This window comes from Actinomadura flavalba DSM 45200 (assembly GCF_000374305.1).
GTDB lineage: Bacteria > Actinomycetota > Actinomycetes > Streptosporangiales > Streptosporangiaceae > Spirillospora > Spirillospora flavalba.
In genome coordinates this window covers 459,936-483,575 of the sequence record NZ_KB894093.1, presented here as the reverse complement: position 1 = coordinate 483,575, position 23,640 = coordinate 459,936, and the positions used below count along the sequence as shown (strand labels likewise).

General features: G+C 72.8%; 21 protein-coding genes. 17 read left to right on the top strand and 4 right to left on the bottom strand.

Annotation, left to right across the window (positions count from 1 at the left end; translation table 11 throughout):
- Positions 1 to 472: 472 nt before the first annotated feature.
- The 3 genes from hpf (at position 473) to C229_RS0102130 (ending at position 3,356) form a co-directional block, all read left to right on the top strand.
- On the top strand, positions 473 to 1,144 hold the full coding sequence (gene hpf / locus C229_RS0102140) for a ribosome hibernation-promoting factor, HPF/YfiA family (RefSeq protein ID WP_018653430.1): 672 nt from the start codon (positions 473 to 475) through the stop codon (positions 1,142 to 1,144).
- Positions 1,145 to 1,371: 227 nt separating this feature from the next.
- Complete coding sequence (locus tag C229_RS0102135; RefSeq protein WP_018653429.1) at positions 1,372 to 2,124, top strand: response regulator transcription factor; 753 nt, start codon at positions 1,372 to 1,374, stop codon at positions 2,122 to 2,124.
- Positions 2,125 to 2,189: 65 nt separating this feature from the next.
- Positions 2,190 to 3,356: a winged helix-turn-helix domain-containing protein gene (locus C229_RS0102130; RefSeq protein WP_033423893.1), complete on the top strand. Its 1,167-nt coding sequence runs from the start codon at positions 2,190 to 2,192 to the stop codon at positions 3,354 to 3,356.
- 55 nt (positions 3,357 to 3,411) lie between these two features.
- On the opposite strand, the gene C229_RS29110 is transcribed toward C229_RS0102130, so the two are convergent.
- Complete coding sequence (locus C229_RS29110; protein WP_033423892.1) at positions 3,412 to 3,750, bottom strand: HGxxPAAW family protein; 339 nt, start codon at positions 3,748 to 3,750, stop codon at positions 3,412 to 3,414.
- Between the two features lie 182 nt (positions 3,751 to 3,932).
- Here C229_RS29110 and secA point away from each other — a divergent pair, with 182 nt between their 5' ends.
- Together secA and C229_RS29105 are read left to right on the top strand one after the other, a co-directional pair.
- Positions 3,933 to 6,791, top strand: coding sequence for a preprotein translocase subunit SecA (secA, locus tag C229_RS0102120; RefSeq protein ID WP_018653426.1), 2,859 nt, complete (start codon positions 3,933 to 3,935; stop codon positions 6,789 to 6,791).
- 153 nt (positions 6,792 to 6,944) lie between these two features.
- Positions 6,945 to 7,379, top strand: coding sequence for an Rv3235 family protein (locus C229_RS29105; RefSeq protein WP_155884549.1), 435 nt, complete (start codon positions 6,945 to 6,947; stop codon positions 7,377 to 7,379).
- A 16-nt stretch (positions 7,380 to 7,395) separates the two neighbouring features.
- Here C229_RS29105 and C229_RS0102110 read toward each other — a convergent pair whose 3' ends face one another.
- On the bottom strand, positions 7,396 to 8,679 hold the full coding sequence (locus tag C229_RS0102110; protein WP_018653424.1) for a PTS transporter subunit EIIC: 1,284 nt from the start codon (positions 8,677 to 8,679) through the stop codon (positions 7,396 to 7,398).
- Between the two features lie 294 nt (positions 8,680 to 8,973).
- Here C229_RS0102110 and C229_RS0102105 point away from each other — a divergent pair, with 294 nt between their 5' ends.
- The 6 genes from C229_RS0102105 to C229_RS35185 all read left to right on the top strand — a co-directional run bounded on the left by C229_RS0102105 (position 8,974) and on the right by C229_RS35185 (position 14,757).
- Positions 8,974 to 10,017: an SIS domain-containing protein gene (locus C229_RS0102105; RefSeq protein ID WP_018653423.1), complete on the top strand. Its 1,044-nt coding sequence runs from the start codon at positions 8,974 to 8,976 to the stop codon at positions 10,015 to 10,017.
- A gap of 20 nt (positions 10,018 to 10,037) precedes the next feature.
- Positions 10,038 to 10,271 (top strand): PTS sugar transporter subunit IIB, encoded by a 234-nt coding sequence (locus C229_RS0102100; protein WP_018653422.1) that lies wholly within the window; start codon positions 10,038 to 10,040, stop codon positions 10,269 to 10,271.
- Between the two features lie 1,143 nt (positions 10,272 to 11,414).
- Positions 11,415 to 11,864, top strand: coding sequence for a PTS sugar transporter subunit IIA (locus tag C229_RS0102095; RefSeq protein ID WP_018653421.1), 450 nt, complete (start codon positions 11,415 to 11,417; stop codon positions 11,862 to 11,864).
- Positions 11,855 to 12,517 carry an HAD family hydrolase gene (locus C229_RS0102090; RefSeq protein ID WP_033423891.1) on the top strand — a complete coding sequence of 221 codons (663 nt, stop codon included), beginning with the start codon at positions 11,855 to 11,857 and terminating at the stop codon, positions 12,515 to 12,517. The genes C229_RS0102095 and C229_RS0102090 overlap by 10 nt, the downstream gene beginning before the upstream one ends.
- A 13-nt stretch (positions 12,518 to 12,530) precedes the next feature.
- Positions 12,531 to 12,803 carry an HPr family phosphocarrier protein gene (locus C229_RS0102085; protein WP_018653419.1) on the top strand — a complete coding sequence of 91 codons (273 nt, stop codon included), beginning with the start codon at positions 12,531 to 12,533 and terminating at the stop codon, positions 12,801 to 12,803.
- Entirely contained in the window at positions 12,796 to 14,757 is a 1,962-nt protein-coding gene (locus C229_RS35185; protein ID WP_018653418.1) for a phosphoenolpyruvate--protein phosphotransferase, read from the top strand. Before C229_RS0102085 ends, C229_RS35185 begins: the two co-directional genes overlap by 8 nt.
- Before the next feature lie 228 nt (positions 14,758 to 14,985).
- On the opposite strand, the gene C229_RS0102075 is transcribed toward C229_RS35185, so the two are convergent.
- Positions 14,986 to 16,599, bottom strand: coding sequence for a glycoside hydrolase family 3 protein (locus tag C229_RS0102075; RefSeq protein WP_018653417.1), 1,614 nt, complete (start codon positions 16,597 to 16,599; stop codon positions 14,986 to 14,988).
- Between the two features lie 100 nt (positions 16,600 to 16,699).
- Positions 16,700 to 17,773 carry an N-acetylglucosamine kinase gene (locus C229_RS0102070; protein ID WP_240487049.1) on the bottom strand — a complete coding sequence of 358 codons (1,074 nt, stop codon included), beginning with the start codon at positions 17,771 to 17,773 and terminating at the stop codon, positions 16,700 to 16,702.
- A gap of 61 nt (positions 17,774 to 17,834) precedes the next feature.
- Here C229_RS0102070 and C229_RS0102065 point away from each other — a divergent pair, with 61 nt between their 5' ends.
- From C229_RS0102065 to C229_RS0102040, 6 genes are all read left to right on the top strand, one after another.
- A complete protein-coding gene (locus C229_RS0102065) occupies positions 17,835 to 18,800 on the top strand; it encodes a MurR/RpiR family transcriptional regulator (protein ID WP_420804627.1) in 966 nt (321 codons plus the stop codon).
- On the top strand, positions 18,797 to 19,693 hold the full coding sequence (locus tag C229_RS0102060; protein ID WP_018653414.1) for an N-acetylmuramic acid 6-phosphate etherase: 897 nt from the start codon (positions 18,797 to 18,799) through the stop codon (positions 19,691 to 19,693). The genes C229_RS0102065 and C229_RS0102060 overlap by 4 nt, the downstream gene beginning before the upstream one ends.
- 114 nt (positions 19,694 to 19,807) lie before the next feature.
- Positions 19,808 to 20,446, top strand: a complete 639-nt coding sequence (locus C229_RS0102055) for an HAD family hydrolase (RefSeq protein ID WP_033423890.1) — start codon at positions 19,808 to 19,810, stop codon at positions 20,444 to 20,446.
- Positions 20,447 to 20,459: 13 nt separating this feature from the next.
- Positions 20,460 to 20,972 (top strand): DUF6912 family protein, encoded by a 513-nt coding sequence (locus C229_RS0102050; RefSeq protein ID WP_018653412.1) that lies wholly within the window; start codon positions 20,460 to 20,462, stop codon positions 20,970 to 20,972.
- Positions 20,973 to 21,055: 83 nt separating this feature from the next.
- A complete protein-coding gene (gene pruA, locus C229_RS0102045; RefSeq protein WP_018653411.1) occupies positions 21,056 to 22,684 on the top strand; it encodes an L-glutamate gamma-semialdehyde dehydrogenase in 1,629 nt (542 codons plus the stop codon).
- Positions 22,685 to 22,847: 163 nt separating this feature from the next.
- The gene (locus tag C229_RS0102040; RefSeq protein WP_018653410.1) at positions 22,848 to 23,558 is read left to right on the top strand and encodes an HAD family hydrolase; all 711 of its coding nucleotides are present in this window, start codon (positions 22,848 to 22,850) and stop codon (positions 23,556 to 23,558) included.
- The last annotated feature ends 82 nt before the right edge of the window (positions 23,559 to 23,640 follow it).

Below are 23,640 nucleotides of genomic sequence, written 5' to 3'. Positions count from 1 at the left end.
GGAGGGGCGCTGGGGTGGAAGAGGGTGGGCACGGAAAGGGGGATGATGACACAACGTGACGAGTTCCTCGGCGTCACCCCCCTGACATTCGAGGATTTAAGGGTTAGCGTTCATGACATGGCACCCGCCCGGGTCCGTGGTTGCGTCGGATCGCCGTGCTCGTCAGGAGCACGAACGGTGATCCGGCTAGCCGATGCCAGGCGCAGGCGAAACGGCCCACGTAAGGCGACTTCTCGTCGACCGATCACGGTGCGCCTTAGAAGTAAGTCCTGCCCCGCCGAGGGATCAGATATCGCTCGTAGCGGGAGAAGGGCAGTAGTGGCGAGAGCGCCGCGAGCCCCTCAGCAGGCGAATGTGGGGACGAAGACCAGGTCGGCCGGGCGGGTGCGACCCACCGAGCTGTGGCGTCCTTCCGGGGCGTACCGGGCCCCGGAGCGGACCAACATCGCAACCGGGAGAAGGGGGGTCCCACGTGGACATCATCGTGCGGGGCCGGCACACCGAGGTCAACGAGCGGTTTCGGCGGCACGTCGACACCAAACTCGGCAAGATCGGCCGGCTGGATCAGAAGGTCATCCGCGTTGACGTGGAGGTGTCCGAGGATCAGAACCTGCGTGTCCCCGACGAGCGCGAGCGCGTCGAACTGACGATCCGCTCCCGCGGTCCCGTCATCCGGGCCGAGGCCGCCGCCGAGGACCGCTACGTCGCGCTCGACCTCGCGCTCGACAAGCTGGAGGGACGGCTGCGCCGCGGCGCCGACCGTCGCAAGCACCACCACAACGGCAAGGCCGGCGCGAAGCTGGCCACCATGGAGACCATCCCCGACGCCGAACTGCCCGAAGCGCTCCAGGTGCCCATCGGCGGCGCGGCGGCGAACGTCGCCACCGCGGAGCGCGCCGAGACCGAGACCGAGATCGGGACCGCCGAGAACCTCGTCCCGATCCCGATGGAGGGCGACGGCCCGGTCGTCGTCCGCGAGAAGCACCACATCGCCGAGCCGATGGGCATCGAGCAGGCCCTGTTCGAGATGGAGCTCGTCGGCCACGACTTCTTCCTCTACCGCGACAAGGAGACCGGCCGCCCGTCCGTCGTCTACCGCAGGCGCGGCTGGGACTACGGCGTCATCCGCCTCGTCGAGGAGTGATGCGCCGAAGAGTGATGCGGCACTTGCGTCACGTCACCGCCCGAAGCGTGTCATGATCTAAAAAGGCGTTTCCTGCAAGGCCGCGGACACGGTGGTCCGGGCCGGAGACGGCGTCCCTCGCGGGGCGCCGTCTCCGGCCCGTCCGCCCGTCGGCGGAACCTCCCCAGGACCTCGACATCACGAACAGTGAAGGGGGGAAGCGGCGTCTCCTCCGCGCCGCGACTCAGGTGAGCGAGAAACACCAGGCTCGCGGTCCCGCGCCGGTACCCCGCCAGGCCGCGCCCCCCGCGGCCGGCCGGGACGGTCCCGGCCCGGCCGACCCCATCCGTGTCCTCATCGTCGACGACCACGCCCTCTTCCGCCGCGGCTTGGAGATGGTCCTCCAGGACGAGGACGACATCGAGGTCGTCGGGGAGGGCGGCGACGGCCAGGAGGCCGTCGAGATGTCCCGCGACCTGCTGCCCGACATCGTCCTCATGGACGTGCGGATGCCCCGGCGCGGCGGCATCGAGGCGTGCACGGCCATCAAGGACGCCGCCCCCAGCGCCAAGATCGTCATGCTGACGATCAGCGACGAGGAGGAAGACCTCTTCGAGGCGATCAAGGCGGGCGCCAGCGGCTACCTGCTCAAGGAGATCTCGATCGACGAGGTCCCGCAGGCGGTGCGGGCGGTCCACGGCGGTCAGTCCCTGATCAGCCCGTCGATGGCCTCCAAGCTGATCACCGAGTTCGCGGCGCTGGCCAAGCGCAGCGAGGAGCGGACGCAGCAGGTCCCGGCGCCGCGGCTGACCGACCGGGAGATGGAGGTCCTGCGCCTGGTGGCGCGCGGCCTCGGCAACCGGGAGATCGCCCGGGAGCTGTTCATCTCCGAGAACACGGTGAAGAACCACGTCCGCAACATCCTGGAGAAGCTCCAGTTGCACTCGCGGATGGAGGCGGTCGTCTACGCCGTCCGCGAAAAGCTGCTGGAGATCACCTAGGGCCGCGACGGCGGCGCGACACCTTTCACTGCGTTTTGTCGGTGTCGTGTCGTAGCATCGCGGCCGTGACCGATGCAGCGCCGCGCGTGGAGACCGAACTGTCCGCCGACCAGGTGCGACGCCTGCAACTGCGGGCGCAGGGCCTGCTGGGCGCGGGCGCGCGCCGCGGCGGCGTGCCCGGGATGCTGCGCCGGCTCGGCGCGGTCCAGCTCGACACGATCTCGGTGCTGGCCCGCTCGCACGAGCTGATCGCCTACGCGCGCCTGGGCGCCGTCGGCCGCGACGCGGTCGAGGCGGGCTACTGGGGCGGCCACCGGACGTTCGAGTACTGGGCGCACGCGGCGTCGATCCTGCCCATGGAGGACTGGCCGCACTTCGCGTTCCGCCGCCGCGCGTTCCTGCGCCGGGGCTGGCGGTGGCACAAGGTCTCGCCGTCCGTCTGCGACGACGTGCGCGCCCTGCTGCGGTCGAGCGGGCCGCTGACCACCCGCGACCTGGGCGGCGCGAAGGCCGGCGGCGACTGGTGGCAGTGGAGCGACCACAAGATCGCGATCGAGTGGCTGCTGGACACCGGCGAGGTCGTCTGCACCGAGCGCACGGGCTGGCGCCGCCGCTACGACCTGGCCGAACGCGCCGTCCCCGGCCGTCTGCTCGCCCAGGACCCGGACGACACCGCCTGCCTGACGCATCTCGTCCGCGAGGCGGGCCGGGCGCTGGCCGTCGGCACCCGCGCCGACCTGGCCGACCACTACCGGCTGCGCGGCGACCAGGTCGACGCGGTGATCGGCGAGACGGGCCTGGTGCCGGTGGCCGTCCGGGGCTGGAAGCACCCCGCGTGGGCCGACCCGGAGGCGCTGGCGTCCGAGCCGCGCGGACGGCACGCGACGACGCTGCTGTCCCCGTTCGACTCCCTGGTGTGGGACCGCGCCCGCACCTCGCGGGTGTTTGGGTTCGACCACCGGCTGGAGGCGTACGTGCCGAAGGCCAAGCGCGTCCACGGCTACTTCGTGATGCCGCTGCTGGCGGGCGGACGGCTCATCGGCCGCGTCGACCCGGCCCGCGAGGGCCGCACGCTGGTCGCGAAGCAGGTCTCGTTCGAGCCGCACGCGGCGACGCCCGCCCGCGCCGAGCGGTCGATGGCGGCGCTGCGCGAGGCGCTGGAGACGGCTGCGGGCTGGGTCGGCTGCGACGACGTCCGCATCGAGCGGATCGTCGCGCCCGGGGACCTCTGACCACGGTGCGGGCGGGGGCGCCCGCCCCCGCCCCGCCACCGGCCGTCAGGGCACTTCAGCCGTGCGGCGTGTTCTGCGAGTCGGTCTTGACCGGCTTGTCCTGCGTCTCGCCGGAGGTGCCGCCACGCCGCTTGTCGGTCCGCTTGCCGAAGGCCGAGTAGTCGACGATCTCCGGGATGACGCGCGGGGCGTCCACGACGACGTCCGAGAAGACGTGCACGAGGCCCGACACGACGACGCCGACCAGCGTGATCGCCACGCCGATCCAGAACAGGAGCCAGGCAGGGCCGAGGCACAGCGCGACACCGCCGACGGCGAAGCCGACGAACACGATCGACACGGCCACCCAGCTACTGGGCCTCCCGGCGTGCTTGCCGAGCGATTCATCCGACATGGGGCTCCCCCTCAAGGTGCATCCAAGGATATTTCCGCGTCCCCGGGGCCGAAGCCGACCCGCGTGGATTGCGTCGCAGGGTGACCTAGACCATTCTGGGTCTCGCCTACGATGGCAATCGTACGTGTGGTGTGCGCGCCGCCCTCAGGCGGTGACCCACGATCTGCAAGGAGCCTCCTAGAGTGCCGCCAGTCATCGACAAGATCCTTCGTGCGGGCGAAGGCAAAATCCTGCGCAAGCTCAAGAAGCTCGCGGATCAGGTCAGCTCGATCGAGGAGGACTTCCTCGAGATGAGCGACGCCGAGCTGCGCGAGCTCACCGACAAGTACCGGGAGCGCTTCGCCGACGGCGAGAGCCTCGACGACCTGCTGCCGGAGGCGTTCGCGACCGTCCGCGAGGCCGCCAAGCGCGTCCTGGGCCAGCGCCACTACGACGTTCAGATCATGGGCGGCGCCGCCCTGCACCTCGGCAACATCGCCGAGATGAAGACCGGCGAGGGCAAGACGCTGACCTGTGTGCTCCCGGCGTACCTCAACGCGCTGTCGGGCGACGGCGTGCACGTCGTCACGGTCAACGACTACCTGGCCAAGCGCGACGCCGAGTGGATGGGCCGCGTGCACCAGTTCCTCGGCCTGGACGTCGGCGTCATCCTCCCGCAGATGACGCCCGAAGAGCGCCGTGCCGCGTACGCGTGCGACATCACCTACGGCACGAACAACGAGTTCGGCTTCGACTACCTGCGCGACAACATGGCCTGGAGCCTGGAGGAGTGCGTCCAGCGCGGCCACAACTTCGCCGTCGTCGACGAGGTCGACTCCATCCTGATCGACGAGGCCCGCACCCCGCTGATCATCTCCGGCCCGGCCGAGCAGAACTCCAAGTGGTACGGCGAGTTCGCCAAGATCGTCCCGCGGCTGAAGCGCGCCGAGCTGGTCAGCAACGCCGGCGCGGTGGACGAGTACGGCCCCGGCGACTACGAGGTCAACGAGAAGAAGCGCACGGTCGGCATCACCGAGTCCGGCGTCGAGAAGGTCGAGGACTGGCTCGGCATCGACAACCTGTACGACTCGGTCAACACGCCGCTGGTCAGCTTCCTCAACAACGCCCTCAAGGCGAAGGAACTGTACAAGCGCGACAAGGACTACGTCGTCATGAACGGCGAAGTGCTCATCGTGGACGAGTTCACCGGGCGCATCCTGCACGGCCGCCGCTACAACGAGGGCATGCACCAGGCGATCGAGGCCAAGGAGGGGGTGGCGATCAAGGACGAGAACCAGACGCTCGCCACGATCACCCTCCAGAACTACTTCCGCCTCTACAAGCGCCTGTCCGGCATGACCGGAACCGCCGACACCGAGGCGGCGGAGTTCAACAAGACCTACAAGATCGGCGTCGTGCCGATCCCGACGAACAAGCCGATGATCCGCAAGGACGTCGCCGACGTCGTCTACAAGACCGAGCAGGCCAAGTTCGAGGCCGTCGTCGACGACATCGCCGACCGCCACGAGAACGGCCAGCCGGTCCTGGTCGGCACCACGTCGGTCGAGAAGTCCGAGCGGCTGTCGCGGATGCTCAAGCGGCGCGGCGTCCCGCACCAGGTGCTGAACGCCAAGCACCACGAGCAGGAGTCGGCGATCATCGCGGAGGCGGGCCGTCGCGGCGCCGTCACGGTCGCGACGAACATGGCCGGTCGCGGCACCGACATCATGCTCGGCGGCAACCCCGACTTCCGCGCCGACCTGGAGCTGCACCAGCGCGGCCTGTCCCCGCTGGAGACGCCCGAGGAGTACGAGTCGGCGTGGCCGGAGGCGCTGGACAAGGCCAAGGAGGCCGTCAAGGGCGAGCACGAGGAGGTCGCGGACGCCGGCGGCCTGTACGTCCTGGCGACCGAGCGGCACGAGTCGCGGCGCATCGACAACCAGCTCCGGGGCCGGTCGGGCCGCCAGGGCGACCCGGGCGAGTCCCGCTTCTACCTGTCCCTTGAGGACGACCTGATGCGGCTGTTCAACTCCGCCCGCGTCGAGTCGATCATGACGCGGCTGAACATCCCGGACGACGAGCCCATCGAGTCCAAGATCGTCACCAGCGCGATCAAGTCGGCGCAGAGCCAGGTCGAGCAGCAGAACTTCGAGATGCGCAAGAACGTCTTGAAGTACGACGAGGTCCTGAACCGGCAGCGCAAGGTCATCTACGCCGAGCGCCGCAAGGTCCTGGAGGGCGCCGACCTTAAGGACCAGATCGCGGGCATGGTCGACGAAGTCGTCAACGGCTACGTCGCCGGCGCCACCGCCGAGGGCTACGCCGAGGAGTGGGACCTCGACAAGCTCTGGAAGGCGTTCAAGCAGCTCTACCCGATCTCGCTGACGGTCGACGGGCTGGTCGAGGAGGCGGGCGGCGACATCTCCGACCTCGACGCCGAGACCCTCGCCGAGAAGATCCGCGAGGACGTCCACGCGCAGTACGCCCAGCGCGAGGAGGAGCTCGGCGAGGAGGTCGTCCGCGAGCTGGAGCGCCGCGTCGTGCTGTCCGTCCTGGACCGCAAGTGGCGTGAGCACCTCTACGAGATGGACTACCTCCAGGAGGGCATCGGCCTGCGGGCCATGGCGCAGCGCGACCCGCTGGTCGAGTACCAGCGCGAGGGCTACGACATGTTCAACGCGATGCTCGACGGCATCAAGGAGGAGTCGGTCGGCTACCTGTTCAACCTCAAGGTCGAGGTCGAGGAGCAGCCGGCGGCCAAGGTCGGCGCGAACCCGGTGGCGCTCGGCAAGGTGAGCGACACCGCCGACGCCGACACCGACGACGTCGAGGAGCCCGCCGAGGCCGACGACACGCCGATCGTGCACGCGCCCGGCCTGGACGAGCCCAAGCGCCCGGCCAAGCTGGAGTACAGCGCCCGCACGGTCGACGGCGAGGGCGGCGTCGAGCGGCACAGCGAGGAGACGCCGGACGAGTACGCCGGGGTGTCCCGCAACGACCCGTGCCCCTGCGGTTCGGGCAAGAAGTTCAAGCGCTGCCACGGTGATCCGCGCAACCGCTGATCCAAGGCGTCGCACGCGGCCCCCCGAGCTACGGCTCGGGGGGCCGCGGCCTTTTACCGTTCCGTTCCCGCGCCGGGCGTATCCGTTGGCCGGGCGCGGCCCTCTGGTGGGTGAGTGGCGGGCGTGCCGCCTCCGGAGGCAGGGAAGTGCGCGGTGCGGGAGAGTTCAGGGCAGGTCGTCCGGGTGTCGTCGGGCGGCGCGGGGGCGGTGCGGGCCGTTCCCGAGGAGGGCCGGTCGGCCGACGACGTGGCGCGTATCGCGCGGAGCGTGCTCGTGCTGGTGGCCGAGGTGCTGGCGGGCGCGTGCCCGCCGTCGCGGGCGGACCGCCGCGTCCGGGCGGACGTGCGGCGGACGCTGGCCGAACAGGCGGGCGGACTGCGCGGGGAGGGCCCGTCGCTGCCGCCGCGCGTCCTCGCGACGTGGCTCCAGCAGCCCGCGCCGGGTGCGGCCGAGACGGGCGCCGTCCTGCGGCTGGGCGACCGCGTGCAGGCCGTCGCCCTCCGCTTGGAGTACGGCCGCGGGCGCTGGCGCTGCGTCGTCCTGGAGACGACCCGCGTGATCCGCGCGGCCCACCGCCGCGCGGCGTGAGCGCCGGGCGGGGGCGTCAGTCGTCCAGCAGCATGCGGCCGGGGGTCGCGATGTTGAAGCGACGGATGATCACGCTGAAGATCACGTAATACAGGACGAAGTAGACGATCCCGACGAGGATCACCAGGGGGAGCCCACGGGTGTTGCTCTTGGTCGCGTTGAGGACCATGTCGAAGAACCCGGCCGAGAACGTGAAGCCGAGCCGGGTGTCCAGGGCGGCGAGCAGCGACAGCGAGATGCCGGTGAGCACGACGTGGACGCCGTAGAGGACGGGCGCCACGAACATGAACGAGAACTCGATCGGCTCGGTGACCCCGGTGAGGAACGCCGTCAGCGCCGCCGAGATCATCAGCCCGCCGACTCCGGCGCGGTTGTCGGGCAGCGCCGACCGCCAGATCGCCAGCGCCGCGCCGGGCAGGCCGAACATCAGCACCGGGAAGAAGCCGGTGAGGAACGCGCCCGCGCCCGGTTCCCCGGCCAGGTAGCGGCCGATCTCGCCGTGCACGACGCCCCGGGGCCCGTCGTAGGTGCCGAACACGAACCAGACGAGCGAGTTGAGCAGGTGGTGCAGCCCGAACGGCAGCAGCAGCCGGTTCGCGACGCCGTACAGGCCCGCCCCGATCGTGCCGAGCCCGGTGAGCCAGTTGCCGAACGCGTCGAGCCAGCCGCCCGCCAGCGGCCAGACGACGCCGACCACCACGGCGAGTGCGAGCGCCGCGGCGGCCCCGGCGATCGGCACGAAACGCCGTCCACCGAAGAACGCCAGCCACGACGGCAGCCGGATGCGGTGGTAGCGGTCGAACAGCAGGGCGACGATGAGCCCGATGACGATCCCGCCGAGGACCTGCGTCGGGTTGCGCAGCCCGAGGTCGACGATTTCGCGCAGCGAGCCGTCGTCTTCGCGGACGGTGCGGACGACGTCGTCGTGCAGCACCTTGGAGTGGGCGAACAGCGTCCGGGTGACGCGGTCGAAGACCAGGTAGGAGACGACGGCGGCGAGCGCCGTGGAGCCGTCGGAGTCGCGGGCGAAGCCGATGGCGACGCCGACCGCGAACAGCATCGGCAGGTTGTCCAGCAGGGCGCCGCCGGCCGCGCCGCACACCTCCGCGACGCGCGACCAGCCGAGCCCGTCCGCGCCGAGCAGGTCGGGCTGGCCCAGCCGGAACAGGATGCCAGCCAGCGGCAGGATCGCGATCGGCAGCATGAGGCTGCGGCCGATGCGCTGGAGCACGCCGAACACCCGCGCCCAGGCGGCGCGCAGCGGGCCGGGGCCGGTGGCCTCTCCGGTGGCGGTCGTCATGGGCGCGTGGTCAGGGCCGGCATCTGTGCTCTCTCCAGGTCGGTGCAGTAGGGTCATACTGGTCTAGTCCGGACTAGACCAGAGGCGACTCATCGTCCGTGATCGACCACGAAGAGTGTGCGTGACATGGCAGCACGACCCGTCGCGGTGAACCGCAGAGATCGTTCCCCTGACGCACGTCGTACCCGCCACACCGGTCCGGGACTCGCGCGGACCGCTCGTCCGGCCGCGCCGCGTCCCGTCACCGGCGCGTACAGACCCGGAACAACGGGCAGAAACCACCCAAGGGGAATCATGACCACCAGCCGGATGCGCGCCGAGATCGGCGAGCAGCCCGCGGCGCTGCGCCGCACCATCGACGCCCTGCTGCCCCGCGTGCCCGATCTCGCGGCACTCGCGGCCGAGACGCGCCAGGTGCTGTTCATCGCGCGCGGATCGTCCGACAACGCCGCCGTCTACGGCCGCTACCTCGCCGAGGCCCGCGCCGGGCGGCTCGCGACGCTCGGCGCCCCGTCTATCGCGACCGCGTACCGGCGGCGCGTCGACCTGTCGGGCGTGCTCGCGGTCGCGATCAGCCAGTCGGGCAAGACCGAGGAGATCGTGCAGACGATGGACTGGGCGGCCGATTGCGGCGCCCGGACCGTCGCCGTCACCAACGGCGCGGGCTCGCCGCTCGCCGAGGCCGCCGAGGTCGCGCTCGTGACCGACGCCGGGGACGAACTGGCCGTTCCCGCCACCAAGACCTACACGACGCAGCTCGCCGCGCTCGCGGTGCTCGGCGTCGGCCTCGGCGCCGACGTGGACGCGGCCGAGCTGCGCCGCGTCCCCGACGAGGTCGAACGGCTGATCGCCCGCACCGAGGAGTCCGCTGCGCTGCCGGAGATCGTGGCGGCGCTCGCGGCGGTGCCGGGCGTCGTGGTGTCCGGCCGGGGGCTGGCGTTCGGCACCGCGCTGGAACTCGCGCTCAAGATCAAGGAGGCGTGCTACCTGCACGCGATGGGCCTGTCCTACGCGGACCTGCTGCACGGGCCGATCGCCGTCGTGGACGCCGAGACGCCCGCGCTGCTCGTCGCGGCCGACGACGGGCCCACGCTGCCGGGTACCGTCGCGTTGGCGGAACGGGTGCGGAGCGCGGGCGCGCAGGCGTTCACGGTCGGCGGCGGCGCGCGGCTGGCCGAGGCGGGCGACGCGGCGCTGCCCGGCCCGGCGCTGCCGGAGTGGGTCGCGCCGCTCGGGCTGATCGTCCCGGGGCAGATCCTGGTGGAGAATCTGGCCCGGAGGCTCGGGCTCGACCCGGACGTCCCGCGCGGACTGAACAAGGTGACCCAGACCGACTGAGACCGGAGGCGGGGACGGGCATGGACAAGGCCGAGGCGATCGTCGCGGCACTCGGCGGCGCTCGCAACATCATCGAGATCGCGCCGTGCCTCACCCGCCTGCGCTCGGAGGTCACCGACCCGTCCTTGGTCGACGAGCCCGCACTGATGGCGGCAGGCGCCTTCGGCGTCCTGACCGTGGGCGCCGCCGTCCAGATCGTCGTAGGGCTCGAAGCCGAACCCCTGTCCTCCGAAATCCAGGACCTCCTCCAATGACCCCGCCCCCGGGAACGCTCCAACCCACGACCAGCCCCGGCCCCACACCCTCCGACAAACCACACCACGACACACCTCCGACCCCCGCCCCCGAGCAAAACCCACACCCAACCAAGCCCCCACCCGCGCGCCCACCCGCACACCCCGCCACACGCCCACCCGCACCCCGACCGCGCGTCCGCTCGCGCAACTACGCATGCGCCCGTCCGCGCGCATGACCGCGCCCGACCGCGCGTCTGCTCGCGCCGTCGTGCGTGCACCTCGCCGCACGTCCGACCGCGCGCCCGACCGCACGTCCGACCGCACGTCCGACCGCACGTCCGACCGCACGTCCGACCGCGCGCCCGACCGCACGTCCGACCGCACGTCCGACCGCACGTCCGACCGCACGTCCGACCGCACGCCCGACGGCGCGTCTGCTCGCGCCGCCGTGTGCGCGCCTCGCGTTGCACACGGCCGTGCGTCTCGCCGCGTGCCCGCCCGCGCTCCGATCGCGCCACGCGTGCGCCTCACCGCGCGCACGACGGCGCCCGATCGTGTGTCCGCTCGCACCGTCGTGCGTGCGCCTCGCCCCACGCACGATCGCGCACCCAGCCGTACGTCCGACCGCGCGTCCGCTCGCACCGTCGCGCGTGCGCCTTGCCGCGTGCCCGCCCGCGCCCTGATCGCGTTACGCGTGCGCCTCACCACATGCCCGACGGCGCCCGATCGTGCGTCTACTCGCGCCGCCGTGCGTGCGCCTCGCCGCGCGCCCAGCCGCACGTCCGACTGCGCGTCTGCTCGCGCCGCCATGTGTGCGCCTCGCGTCGCACACGACCGCGCGTCTCGCCGCGCGCCCGCCCGCGCCCCGATCGTGCGTCTGCTCGCGCCGCCACGCGTTCCCATCCGCGCACATGGCCGTGCGCCCATCCGCACGCACGATCACGCGCCCCAGTGGGCGCCCGGTCGCGCCGGAATGCGTGCGCCTTGTCGCGCGCATGACCGCTCCCGCGACGGTGCGTCCGGCCGTGCGGCCATGCTTGCGCCCAGCCGGGTGCATGTCCGTGCCGACACGCGTGGGCCGGGTCGTGCGGGCGACTGCGCGCACGGTCGTGGTCCCAACGGGGCGCTCGGGCGTGCGTATGACCGGGCGGGTGGAAGTCGGTGAGCCGGGTTTTGTCGCCGGTGGCGGGGCGTGTGGTCGGGCTTGCGGGGGTGCCCGATCCGGTGTTCGCGCAGGCGCTCGTGGGGCCCGGTACGGCCGTCGATCCCGTGCGCGCGGCCGGGCGGGCGGTGGCGCCCGTGGCCGGGCGGGTCCTGCGGATGCAGCCGCACGCGTACGTCGTCGTCGATGACGAAGGTCACGGCGTGCTCGTGCATCTCGGGGTCGGGACCGTGGAACTCGAGGGGCACGGGTTCACGCCGCTGGTCGGGCAGGGGGACCGGGTGACGGCCGGCCAGCGGGTCGTGGCGTGGGACGCGCGGGGTGTCGAGGCGGGCGGGCGTTCACCCGTCTGTGCGATCGTCGCCCTGGACGCGTCACGCGACGCGTTGAGCCGCGTCCGTGCGGACGGAGTCGTCGAGCAGGGAACGGAGTTGTTCAGATGGGAGTGATCCCCGTCGCCGGGGTCGCCTTCGACCTCGACGGCACGCTCGTGAACACCGAACCGCGCAACCGGGCCATGTGGACGCGGCTGTTCCGCGATCACGACGCCCCGCACGACGATGCGCTCATCGCCTCGTTCGCGGGCCGCCGCGCCGTGGAGGTGCTCGGTGAGCACGTCCACCTGTTCCCCGGCCGCACCGCCGAGGACCTGTTCGCGCAGGCGGGCGCGTACGAGATCGAGGAGGCGGCCGGTCCGGTCGCGGGCGCGGCCGAGCTGGTGCGCGGACTGCATGCGCTGGGCGTCCCGCTCGCGGTCGTCACGTCCGGCGTGCGCGACTACGCCGAAGGGCTCCTGGCGGGCCTGGGCGTCCGCGACCTGCTCGCGCACGTGATCACCGCCGAGGACGTGACGGAGGGCAAACCGCACCCGGAGGGGTTCGCGGCTGCGGCGCGCCGACTCGGCGTGCCGCCGGGCGCGATGGTCGCGTTCGAGGACGCGCCCGCCGGAGTGGCCGCCGCCAAGGCGGCGGGTATGACCTGCGTGGGGGTGACCACGACGCAGCCCCCGGCGGCGCTCGTGGACGCCGACCGCGTGGTGGTGGATCTGACGGAGATCGAGTTGCTGCCGGGCCCCGCGCTGCGGGTGACCGGCGTCAGTTGAGGAGAGACCAGTAGTGACCGAGCGCACGGTGAAAGTCATGTCGAGGGCGGGCCTGCACGCGCGCCCGGCCGCGTTGTTCGTCCAGACGGCGGCGCGCGCCTCCCAGGACGTGACCGTGTCCAAGCGCGGCAAGGACCCGGTGAACGCCAAGAGCATCCTGGCGGTCCTCGGGCTGGACGCCCACCACGGCGAGGAGATCACGCTCGCCGCCCGGGGGGAGGGCGCGGACGACCTCCTCGACGAGCTGGAGCACATCCTGTCCCAGGAGGAGCCGCAGCGTGCGTGACACCGGCCCGTTGCGCGGCACCGGAGTGAGTCCGGGCGTCGCGTACGGGCCGGTCCGCCGGTTGTCGGGCACGGTGCCCGAACCCCCGGCCGGTGCCCGGCACGACGGCGACGGCGACGCCGAGACCGCCTTGGCGCTCGCCGCGCTGGAGGCGGTGGCGTCCCGGCTGGACGCGCTGTCCGAACGTGCCGCGACGGCCGAGGGCCGCGACGTGCTGGCCGCCCAGTCGCTCATGGCCCGCGACCCGGGCCTGTCCGACGACGTCGCGGCCCGCGTCGCCCTCGGCCTGGCGGCCCCGCGCGCCGTGTACGAGGCGTGCGGCGTGCACCGGGCGGTGTTCGCGTCGGGCGGGGCCTACCTGGCGGCCCGCGTCGCCGACCTGGACGACGTCCGTGACCGCGCCGTCGCCGAGCTGCTCGGCGTCGCCCTGCCGGGGCCGCCCGAGGAGGGCGAGCCGTTCGTGCTCGCCGCCCGCGACCTGGCCCCCGCCGACGCCGTGCTGCTCGACCCCGCCCGCGTGCTCGCGCTCGTCACGGCCGAGGGCGGCCCGACCAGCCACACGGCCATCGTCGCCCGCGCGCTGGGGGTGCCCGCCGTCGTGGCCCTGCCCGGGGCCGACGAGCTGGCCGAGGGTATCGCCGTGGTGGTGGACGGCACCGCGGGCACGCTCGTCGTCGACCCGCCCGACGCGGTGGTCGCCGCGGCGCGGGCATGGTCGGACTCACGTGCGCGGCACGTCGAGGCGGCCCCCGGCCCCGGCGCCACGGCCGATGGGCACCGGATTCCGCTGCTGGCCAACATCGCCGGCCCGGAAGACCTGCCCGCCGCCCGCGAGCACGGCGCGGAGGGCGTGGGCCTGTACCGCACGGAGCTGCTGTTCCTGGGCCGCGAGGAGGCTCCCTCCGAGGAAGAGCAGGCCGCCGCCTACCGCGAGGTGCTGGAGGCGTTCCCCGACGGAGAGGTGGTGATCCGCCTCCTGGACGGCGGCGCGGACAAACCCCTCCCGTTCCTGCCCGCACCCGCCCCCGAAGGCAACCCGGCCCTAGGCGAACGCGGCCTCCGCATGCTCCAGCACCACCCCACGGTCCTCGCCACCCAGCTACGCGCCCTGGCCCGCGCCTGCCACCCCGCACCCCCCTCCACCGAAGAACCACGACAGAACGACCCCCTCGCGAAGACCCACGACCCGCCCCACCCGGGAACCTCCACCGTGTCGCCTGTGACCCGGCTCGCGGAGAGCCAGAATCCGTCGCACCCGGCCCGCCCGGACGCACATCCCGAGGTGGCTGTGGCTCGGCTTGCGGAGGGAGGCGATCCTTCGCGTCCGGCTCGTCCGGATGCTCCCTCCGAGGCGGGCGCGGCTCGGCTTGTGGGGAGCCGGGATTCGTCTTCTCCGGCGGGGTCGGGTGCCGCCTCGGGGGCGGGTGTGGCTCGGCTTGGAGTGTTGGCGCCGATGGTGACGGGGGCGCAGGACGCGTGGGAGTTCGCTGAGGCGTGTCGTGCCGTCGGGCTGGTGCGTCCGGGGGTGATGGTGGAGATTCCGTCGGCGGCGCTGCGGGCGCGGGACGTCGCCGCGCAAGTGGAGTTTCTGAGTGTCGGCACCAACGATCTCGTCCAGTACGTGTGCGCCGCCGACCGGCAGTCGGGCGCGCTCGCCTCACTCCAGGACCCGTGGCTTCCGGCCGTCCTGGATCTGGTGCTGCTGGCGGCGCGGGCGGGCGTGCCGTGCGGAGTGTGCGGCGAAGCCGCCGCAGACCCCGATCTGGCGTGCGTCCTGACGGGACTGGGCGTGACGTCGCTGTCGATGGCCCCCGCCGCCCTCCCGGCCGTCCGCGCCGCGCTGGCGGCGCACACCCTGGCCCAGTGCCGCGCCGCCGCCGACGCGGCCCGCGCGGCCACCACCGCCACAGCGGCCCGCAAAGCAGCCCGCAAAGCGCTGGCCACACCCCGCTGATCGCCCACGTCCCCATCGTCGGCCCCCTCAGATCGCCTGGGCACCCAGTCTTCGCCGACGCGCAACCCAACGAGAGACCGAACGGGATTCTGTGGATAACTTTTCGGGCGGAGTCTCACGGCAGCTCGATCAGAGGGTCCGCAACCCCTCTGGGGACCCCCTTAACTAATTCTCTCGCGTTAAGGGGGTTCCGCGCGGGCGCCGCCGTGGCCTGTGGATAACTCCGGGTCAGCAGGTGAGGCCGTAGCCCGGCTTGTGGCCCGCGACGGGGACGGGGAGCTTCGCCGTGGGCTTCACCTTGCCCGCCAGGACGCGGGCCGCCGCGTGCAGCGCGACCGGACGCGGGGAGTACGTGGCCACCAGGGCCTTCGCCCCGGCGGCGCGGTTCAGGTCGTAGGGACGGCCGAGAGCCACGACGATCGCCGGACGGCCGGACGGGACGACCGGGGCCGAGTCCCGCGCGGTCACGACGGTGACGTCCGCCGCTGAAGCGGTCCCGACCGTCCGGACGCCCTGCGCCGTCAGCGCCTCGCGCAGCGCCGCGCTCAGCGGGCCGGTGACGAAGACCTTCCGGTCGCGCAACGGCAGCACGCCGCCGGTGTTGCGCACCAGCGTGACCGCGTTCTCCGCCACGGTTCGCGCGGCCCGCTTGTGCTCGGCGGTGCCCACGATCGACGCCGCCTTCGCCGGGTCCACCTGGGTGTTCCCGTACAAGCCGCGCCGCTGCTTCATCTTCAGGATGCGCGTCACGGACTCGTCCAGCCGCGCCTGGCTGATCCTGCCGTTCCGTACCGCCTTGAGCACCGCGTTGTACGCCTTCGGCAGGCTCGGCGGCATGAGGAGCTGGTCGGCGCCCGCCCGCACCGCGCGCACGGCCGTCTCGCCGTCGCCGTACTTGGCGCGCGCCCCGGCCATCTGGAGCGAGTCGGTGACGATCACGCCGGTGAACCCGAGACGTTCGCGCAGCAGCCCGGTCAGCACCTTCTTGGAGAGCGTGGACGGGTCGCCCGACCCGTCCAGCTTCGGCACCACGATGTGCGCCGACATGATCGCGTCGACGCCGGCGGCGATGGCCGCGCGGAACGGCGGCGCGTCGATCCGCTCCCACCGCTCGGGTGTGACGTTGATGACGGGGAGCCCGGTGTGGCTGTCCGTGGCGGTGTTGCCGTGGCCGGGGAAGTGCTTGGCCGTCGCCGCCACACCGCCCTCCTGGAACCCGGCGATGGCCGGGCCGAGCAGGGCCGACACGCGCGCGGGGTCGGCGCCGAACGAGCGCACGCCGATGACCGGGTTGGCCGGGTTGACGTTGACGTCCGCGACGGGCGCGTAGTCCTGGTTGATGCCGACCGCCCGCAGCTCGGTCGCGGTGACGCGGGCGGCGGTGCGGGCGTCGTCGGCGCGGCCGGACGCGCCCAGCGCCATGTTGCCCGGGAACCGCGTCAGGTAGGGGGCCCGCGTGACGATGCCCTGTTCCTCGTCGACGGCCAGCAGCAGCGGCGTCTTGGCGGCCTTCTGGAGCGTGTTGGACAGCCGCGCCGTCTGCTCGGGGGTCTTGAGGTCGCCCGGGAAGTAGATCAGCCCGCCGACGTGGTACTTGGTGATCTTGGCGCGGGCGTCGGCCGCGCCGGAGAACGTCGGGACGAACAGTTGCCCGACCTTCTCCCGGACGCTCATCTGCCGCACGTGCCCGGGAATCCACGCGTCGGGGGACGGCGTCGGCGAAGCGGACGGCGCGGGCGCCCCGGACGGCGCGGCGCCGCTCCCGCCCGCGCTGTCGCACGCGCTCAGCGGCAGCACGACGGCCGCCGCGGCGAGGAACGGCAGGGAGCGGGGTACACGCACGGTCCAGGCCCTCCGACATGGGCTTCGTTACGGGCTCGTGATCCGACGCCGCGACGGTAGCCGCTCGTTCCGCGCCTGTCGAACCGATCATCGGCGGTGGTCACGGGGGTACCGGATACCCCAGTCTGCGCAGCGCCATGCCGGCCGCGCCGACCGCTCCGTCGCCCGCGCTGCGCGGATCGGCGGCGAACCGGTCGCGCAGCCCGGCCCGTACCGCGTCGGCGACGGGGCCGTCCCGCAGCACCGAACCGTGCATCACGACCGGGGCCAGCAGGCCGCCGAGCGCCGGACGCACCGCGTCCACGTCGCGCAGCAGCACCTCGGCCGCCTCCGCCGTGATCCGCCGCGCCACCTGGTCTCCGGCGGTCGCGGCGGCGGCGACCACCGGCCCGAGCCGGCCGAGCGCCGCGACCGGCAGCCGGTAGACCTCCTTGACGATCGCCTGCGCGACGCGTGGATCAGGCTGGGCCTCGGCCAGGCGGTGTTCCAGGACGGCCGTCCCCCCGCGCAGTGCCGCCGGGGACGCGCCCGCCATCGCGAAGGTCCGCCGCTGGCGGTGTCGGCACCGGGACGCCTCCAGCTCGGCGGTGATGCCCGGCGGCAGCAGCGCCCGGGGGACCGACTCGGTGAGCACGGTGGGCGATCCCCGGCCGTCGTAGGCGGCCAGCGCCGCCCGCACGGCCTTCTGCCCGAGCCACACCGCCGAGCCCTCGTCGCCGACGAGCCAGCCGTAGCCGTCGGCGCGGCGTACGATGGCCCCGTCGTTGATGACGGCGGCGCCCGCGCCGGTACCGGAGAAGACGACGATGCCCTTGGGCGCCGACGTCCCGGCCGCGAACGCGACGGCGATGTCGGTGACCACCGCGGGGGAGCCGCGCAGTCCGGCGGCCTGCCACGCCTGCCGTGCGGCGGCGACTGCGGCGGGGCGTCCGGCCGATCCGGCTCCGGCGATTCCGAAGACGCCCCCGAGGACATGGTTACGGTCGAGGGTTCCGAGCGCCTCCCGCAGGGCCGTACCGAGGGCCCCCGCGGTGTCGCCCCCGGAGTTGGGGTTGGCCCCCGGACCGGTGCCGGTCCCGGCCAGGGCGCCTCCGAGCGTGAGTACGACACAGCGGGTCTTCGTGCCACCCGCGTCGATGCCGATCACGAAAGGACCGGCCAAATGGGTCAACACATGGCGACCGTAGCCTTTTCTACCGTTGACGTGACATCCGACAAGTAAGAAAATTTCTTCCATGAGGAAACCCACCGGCACAGAGCCGGGGAGTGCGACAGGGGAGGCGGGCGCGCCCGCAGGTGACGCGGTGGCCAAGGAGATGACACCGCTGAGCACTGTGGTGCGGGTGCGTTCTCTGCTGCCCTCGCTGCCCCCCGCCGAGCGACGCGTCGCTCAACGCGTGATCGACGACCCCGAGGGGGTCGCGAACTCGACCATCACCGAACTCGCCCAGACGTGCGGAACCTCGGAGACCACGGTCATCAGGTTCTGCCGGGCGATCGGCTTCCATGGTTACCCCGAGCTCCGGCTGACCCTCGCCACTGAGGCGGGCCGCGCGCAGAGCGCGAGCGGCGGACGGGTCATCGGCTCGGACATCAGTCCCGACGACTCCCTGGAACAGATCGTGGAGAAGGTCACCTTCGCCGACGCGCGCGCCGTCGAGGAGACCGCCTCCCAGCTCGACATCAAGATGCTGGAGCAGGTCGTCGACGCCATCGTCGGCGCCGACCGCGTCGACGTCTACGGCGTCGGGGCCAGCGCGTTCGTCGCGCTGGACTTCCAGCAGAAGCTGCACCGCATCGGACGGGTGTGCAGCGCCTGGTCCGACGCGCACATCATGCTGACCAGCGCCGCCGTGCTCGGGCCCGGCGACGTGGCGGTCGGCATCTCCCACACCGGTTCCACGGTGGAGACCATGGACGCCCTGGCGGTGGCGGCGCAGCGCGGCGTCACCACCGTCGCACTGACGAACTTCCCGAAGTCCCCGATCGCGGAGGCGGCCGATCTCGTGCTGACGACCGCCGCGCGTGAGACCACGTTCCGTTCGGGGGCGACCGCGAGCCGGCTGGCACAGCTCACCGTCGTCGACTGCGTTTTCGTCGGCGTCGCGCAGCGTACGTTCGGCTCGACCCGTGATGCCCTGGAGGCCACGTTCGAGGCGGTCCGCGGGCGGACCGTGAGACCTGACCGGAGGCGCCGGTGATCGACGTCGACCTGCCCACCGAGGGCCGCAACCCGCGGACCCTCGACCTCGACACTCTGCCCACACTCGACGTCCTACGCATGATCAACTCCGAGGACGTGACGGTGCCGCTCGTGGTGGCCGCCGTGCTGCCCCAGGTCGCCGAACTGGTCGATCTCGCCGTGGAGTCGCTGCGCCGGGGAGGGCGGGTGCACTACTTCGGCGCCGGCACGTCCGGTCGGCTCGCGGTCATCGACGCGGCCGAGCTCCCGCCGACCTTCGGCGTCTGGGGCCGGGTCGTCGCGCATCACGCGGGCGGCCCGGGCGCGCTCCAGCAGGCCGTCTCGGACGTGGAGGACGACGCCGACCTCGGCGCCCGCGACGCCGCCGACGTCGCGTGCGGCGACATCGCCATCGGCATCGCCGCCAGCGGCAGGACGCCGTACGTCCTCGGGGCGCTGCGCGCCTCGGCGGCGCGGGGCGCGCGCACGGCACTGATCAGCTGCAATCCGCACACGCCGCACGGCGGCGATGTGGACGTCCACATCGGACTCGCCACCGGACCGGAGGTGATCAGCGGTTCGACCCGGATGAAGGCGGGCACGGCGACGAAGCTGGTGCTCAACTCGTTCTCGACCACGTTGATGGTCCGCCTCGGGCGGACGTACTCCAACCTGATGGTCAGCGTGAACGCGCTGAACTCCAAGCTGCGGACGCGGCTCGTCCGCATCCTCACCGAGGCGACCGGCATGGACGCCGCGACCTGTGAGGCGGCGCTGAACGAAGCGGGGGGGAACACCCGCGTCGCGCTCGTCTCGCTGCTCGGTGAGGTGCCGGCGGCGCGCGCCACCACGGCCCTGGAGGAAGCCGACGGCGGAGTCCGCGAAGCCTTGCAGCGCCTCCGCACCGCCTGACGACGGCCCGGCCCCCGGAGCCCGCACCCGGGGTCCGGGCCCGTCTCTTCGCTCCTCCGGAACACCGGGCCCTCCGAGGCCGAACGGTGTTCGGGGCGGGGTTACCATCGTCGGATGACCCCCAAAGCCGTGATCACCGACTGGGGCGGGGTGCTCACGTCGCCGCTGCGCGACGCCGTGGCCCTGTGGCTGGAGCGGGACGGGATCGACGCCGTCCGGTACAAGGCCGTGATGCGGGCCTGGGTGGAACAGGCGTACGACGGCGGTGCCTTCAACCCCATCCACGGGCTGGAGGACGGCTCGCTCGCGACGGACGAGTTCGAGCGGCTGCTGGCGGCCGAACTGACGACCGTGGACGGCGGCCCGGTCGCCCCGGCGGGACTGATCTCCCGCATGTTCGCCGGGTTCGCGCCGGTGGAGCCGATGTACGCGACGCTGCGGCGGGCGCGTGCGCGCGGTGTGCGCACGGCGCTGCTCTCCAACTCGTGGGGCAACGACTACCCCCGGCACCTGTTCGCGGACCTGTTCGACGACGTGGTGATCTCGTGCGAGGTCGGGATGCGCAAACCCGACGCGGAGATCTTCCGGCTCGCGGTGGAGCGGCTGGGCCTGGAGCCGGGCGAGTGCGTGTTCATCGACGACATCGTCCACAACATCCGCGCCGCCGAGAGCGTGGGCCTGCACGGGGTGCACCACACCGAACCCGGCGCCACCGAGGCGGCGCTGCGCGACCTCGGCCTGCTCACCGCATAGGCTGCCGGACGACATGCGCGTATATCTTCCGTCCACGCTGACCGCCCTCGCCGCCGTCCACGCGGCCCGCGAGGCCGGCCCCGCCCCGCTCACCGCGTACGCGGTCACGCCCGACCTGCGCGAGTGGTACGCCGGGGGCGACGAGGAGGAGCTGGAGTACGCCGCCATGTCGGCGGCGGCCCGCGCCTCCCTGCGGCTGCTCGCGGCCGACCCGGCGGCGCCGCCGCGCCGCGTGGTGCTCGCCGCCGAGATGCCCGAGACCGACGTCGCCCGCCCGTCCGGCCACGCGGAACTGGACGGCCCCGGCCGCGCCGCGGTCGAGCTGACCGGCGCGGTTCCGTGGCGGCGGATCGCCTCGGGCCACGTCGACGAGGCCGCCGCCGAGGACGACGTCCGCGCGGCCGTGGCGGCCCTGCCCGCCGCCGACTCCGGCGACGACGACGCCGCGTTCACCGTCGACGGCGCGGAGGGCCACGACCTCCTCTGGTACGCCACCCAGGAACTCGCCCACCTGCTCGGCCCCTGATCGCGCGCACCGTGGCCGCGCCGCGCCGGAAGATCGCCGGGAAGCGGGTGTCTCGCCCCGGGGAAGGCGGGTAGGGGGCGGATATGGATGCCGTCACCGAAGTGCCGCCGCCCGTGAACGAGCCCGTGCTGGGGTACGCGCCGGGGAGCGCGGAGCGGCAGGCGTTGCGGGTGGAGATCGACCGGCTGGCCGGGCTCGGGCTCGACCTCACGATGGCGATCGGCGGGGAGCGGCGGCTGGGCGGCGGCGACCCCGTCGAGGTCGTGCAGCCGCACGCGCGCGCCAAGGTGCTCGGCACGCTCGGCAACGCCACCGATCGCGACGTGCGTGACGCGATCGACGCCGCGCTGGGCGCCGCCGCCGCGTGGCGCGCGCTCTCGCTGGACGACCGGGCCGCGATCTTCCTGCGCGCGGCCGACCTGCTGGCCGGGCCGTGGCGGCCGACGCTCAACGGCGCGACGATCCTCGGCCAGTCCAAGTCGGTGCAGCAGGCGGAGATCGACTCGGCCTGCGAGCTGATCGACTTCTGGCGCTTCAACGTGAGCTACGCCCGGCGCCTGTACCGCGAGCAGCCGATCTCCTCGCCCGGGGTGTGGAACCGGATGGAGTACCGGCCCCTGGAGGGCTTCATGCTCGCGATCACCCCGTTCAACTTCACCGCGATCGCCGGGAACCTGCCCACCGCGCCCGCGCTGATGGGCAACGTCGTGGTGTGGAAGCCGTCGCCGACGCAGCAGTTCGCGGCGCACCACATCATGCGCGTCCTGGAAGAGGCCGGGCTGCCCCCCGGCGTGATCAACATGGTGACCGGCGACGGGACGGCCGTCTCCGACGTCGCGCTCGGCCACCCGGCCCTCGCGGGCATCCACTTCACCGGCTCCACGCCCACGTTCCAGCACCTGTGGCGCACGGTCGGCGAGAACATCGGGGGCTACCACGGCTACCCCCGCGTGGTGGGGGAGACGGGCGGCAAGGACTTCGTCGTCGCGCACCCCTCGGCCGACGTGGACGTGCTGCGCACGGCGCTGATCCGCGGCGCGTTCGAGTACCAGGGCCAGAAGTGCTCGGCGGCCTCCCGCGCCTACGTTCCGCGCTCGCTGTGGTCGGTGATGCGCGACGACTTCCTCGCCGAGGTCGAGTCGCTGACGATGGACGACGTCGCCACCGACCTGTCGGCGTTCATGGGCGCCGTCATCGACGAGCGGGCCTTCGCCAAGCTCGGCGCCGCCCTGGACCGCGCCCGCGCCACCGACTCGATCACGGTGCTGGCCGGGGGCACCCGGGACGACTCCGCGGGGTGGTTCGTGCGGCCGACGGTGCTGGAGGGCCGCGACCCCGGCGATGAGATCTTCACCACCGAGTACTTCGGCCCGATCCTCGCCGTCCACGTCTACGACGACGGCGACTACCTCGCCATGCTCGACCAGATGGAGGGGGCTGCCCCGTACGGCCTGACGGGCGCCGTCATCGGGCGGGACCGCGCGGCGATCGCGCAGACGCAGGAGCGGCTGCGCTTCGCGGCCGGGAACTTCTACGTCAACGACAAGCCGACCGGTGCCGTGGTCGGCCAGCAGCCGTTCGGCGGCGCCCGCGCCAGCGGCACCAACGACAAGGCGGGCTCGCTGTTCAACCTGACCCGCTGGGTCAACGTGCGCGCCATCAAGGAGACACTCGTGCCACCGACGCATCACCGCTACCCCCACATGGGTTGAGACCCTGACCGCCCCATCCGGACCGGCTCCCGCCCATCCTGCGACACAGAACTCCCGCGTGCGCGACTCCGGCCGGGCCTGTGGATAACTCCGCTTGCGGTGCGCGCCGGAACCCACCACGATGAGCACGCCCGAGCCCCCTCCGACCGCGCTGGGATGTGGAATGACGACGCCGAACCGGCTGGTGCTGTGGAACGTCGACCACACGCTGGTGGACGTCGGGCGCGTGACCCGCGAGGCGTACGCGGACGCGTTCCGGGCCACGACCGGGCGGCAGCTCGTGCGGCTCGCCCCGACGCCCGGCCGCACCGAGTCGGAGATCATCTTCGAGACGCTCGCGTTCAACGACATCGTCACCACCGACGACCACCTGCCGGCGTTCATGGACGCGCTCGTCCGCGCGTTCGCCGCCCGCCGCGCGGAGCTGCGCGCGTACGGACGGGTGCTGGCCGGTGCGCGCGAGGCGCTGGACGCGCTGGCCCGCGAGCCCGGCACCGTCCAGTCGGTCCTGACCGGATCGCTCCAGCCGAACGCGGAACTGAAGCTCACCGAGCTGGGCCTGGCCGGTCCGCTCGACCTCGACACCGGCGGCTACGAGAACGGCGTCTACAGCAAGGCGTCGCTGCTGGAGGTCGCGCGCACGCGGACGGCCGCCAAGCACGGCGCCCGGTTCACCGAGGACGCCACCGTCTACATCGCCGACTCGCCCCGCGACGTGCAGGCCGCCAAGATCGCGCGGACGCCCGTCATCGCGGTCGCGACGGGCAGCGCCACCGCCGCCGAGCTGCGGGCCGCCGGCGCCGACGAGGTGCTGCCGACCCTGGCCGCCACCGACGCGCTGCTGACCGCCGTCCGGACCGTCACACGCCTCTGACGAGCGCTTCTGCATGATCGCCGGGTTGCGCCCGGCGGCCTCGGCGTTCGATATTGGACGGGTCGCGCGACGCAGCGCGCCG

Bases quoted from the DNA above. Each gene is read 5' to 3' on its own strand.
- C229_RS29110 (WP_033423892.1), bottom strand. From the start codon at position 3,750: ATGTCGGATGAATCGCTCGGCAAGCACGCCGGGAGGCCCAGTAGCTGG.
- C229_RS0102110 (WP_018653424.1), bottom strand. From the start codon at position 8,679: ATGACGACCGCCACCGGAGAGGCCACCGGCCCCGGCCCGCTGCGCGCC.
- C229_RS0102105 (WP_018653423.1), top strand. From the start codon at position 8,974: ATGACCACCAGCCGGATGCGCGCCGAGATCGGCGAGCAGCCCGCGGCG.
- C229_RS0102100 (WP_018653422.1), top strand. From the start codon at position 10,038: ATGGACAAGGCCGAGGCGATCGTCGCGGCACTCGGCGGCGCTCGCAAC.
- C229_RS0102090 (WP_033423891.1), top strand. From the start codon at position 11,855: ATGGGAGTGATCCCCGTCGCCGGGGTCGCCTTCGACCTCGACGGCACG.
- C229_RS0102065 (WP_420804627.1), top strand. From the start codon at position 17,835: ATGAGGAAACCCACCGGCACAGAGCCGGGGAGTGCGACAGGGGAGGCG.
- C229_RS0102055 (WP_033423890.1), top strand. From the start codon at position 19,808: ATGACCCCCAAAGCCGTGATCACCGACTGGGGCGGGGTGCTCACGTCG.
- C229_RS0102050 (WP_018653412.1), top strand. From the start codon at position 20,460: ATGCGCGTATATCTTCCGTCCACGCTGACCGCCCTCGCCGCCGTCCAC.
- pruA (WP_018653411.1), top strand. From the start codon at position 21,056: ATGGATGCCGTCACCGAAGTGCCGCCGCCCGTGAACGAGCCCGTGCTG.
- C229_RS0102040 (WP_018653410.1), top strand. From the start codon at position 22,848: ATGACGACGCCGAACCGGCTGGTGCTGTGGAACGTCGACCACACGCTG.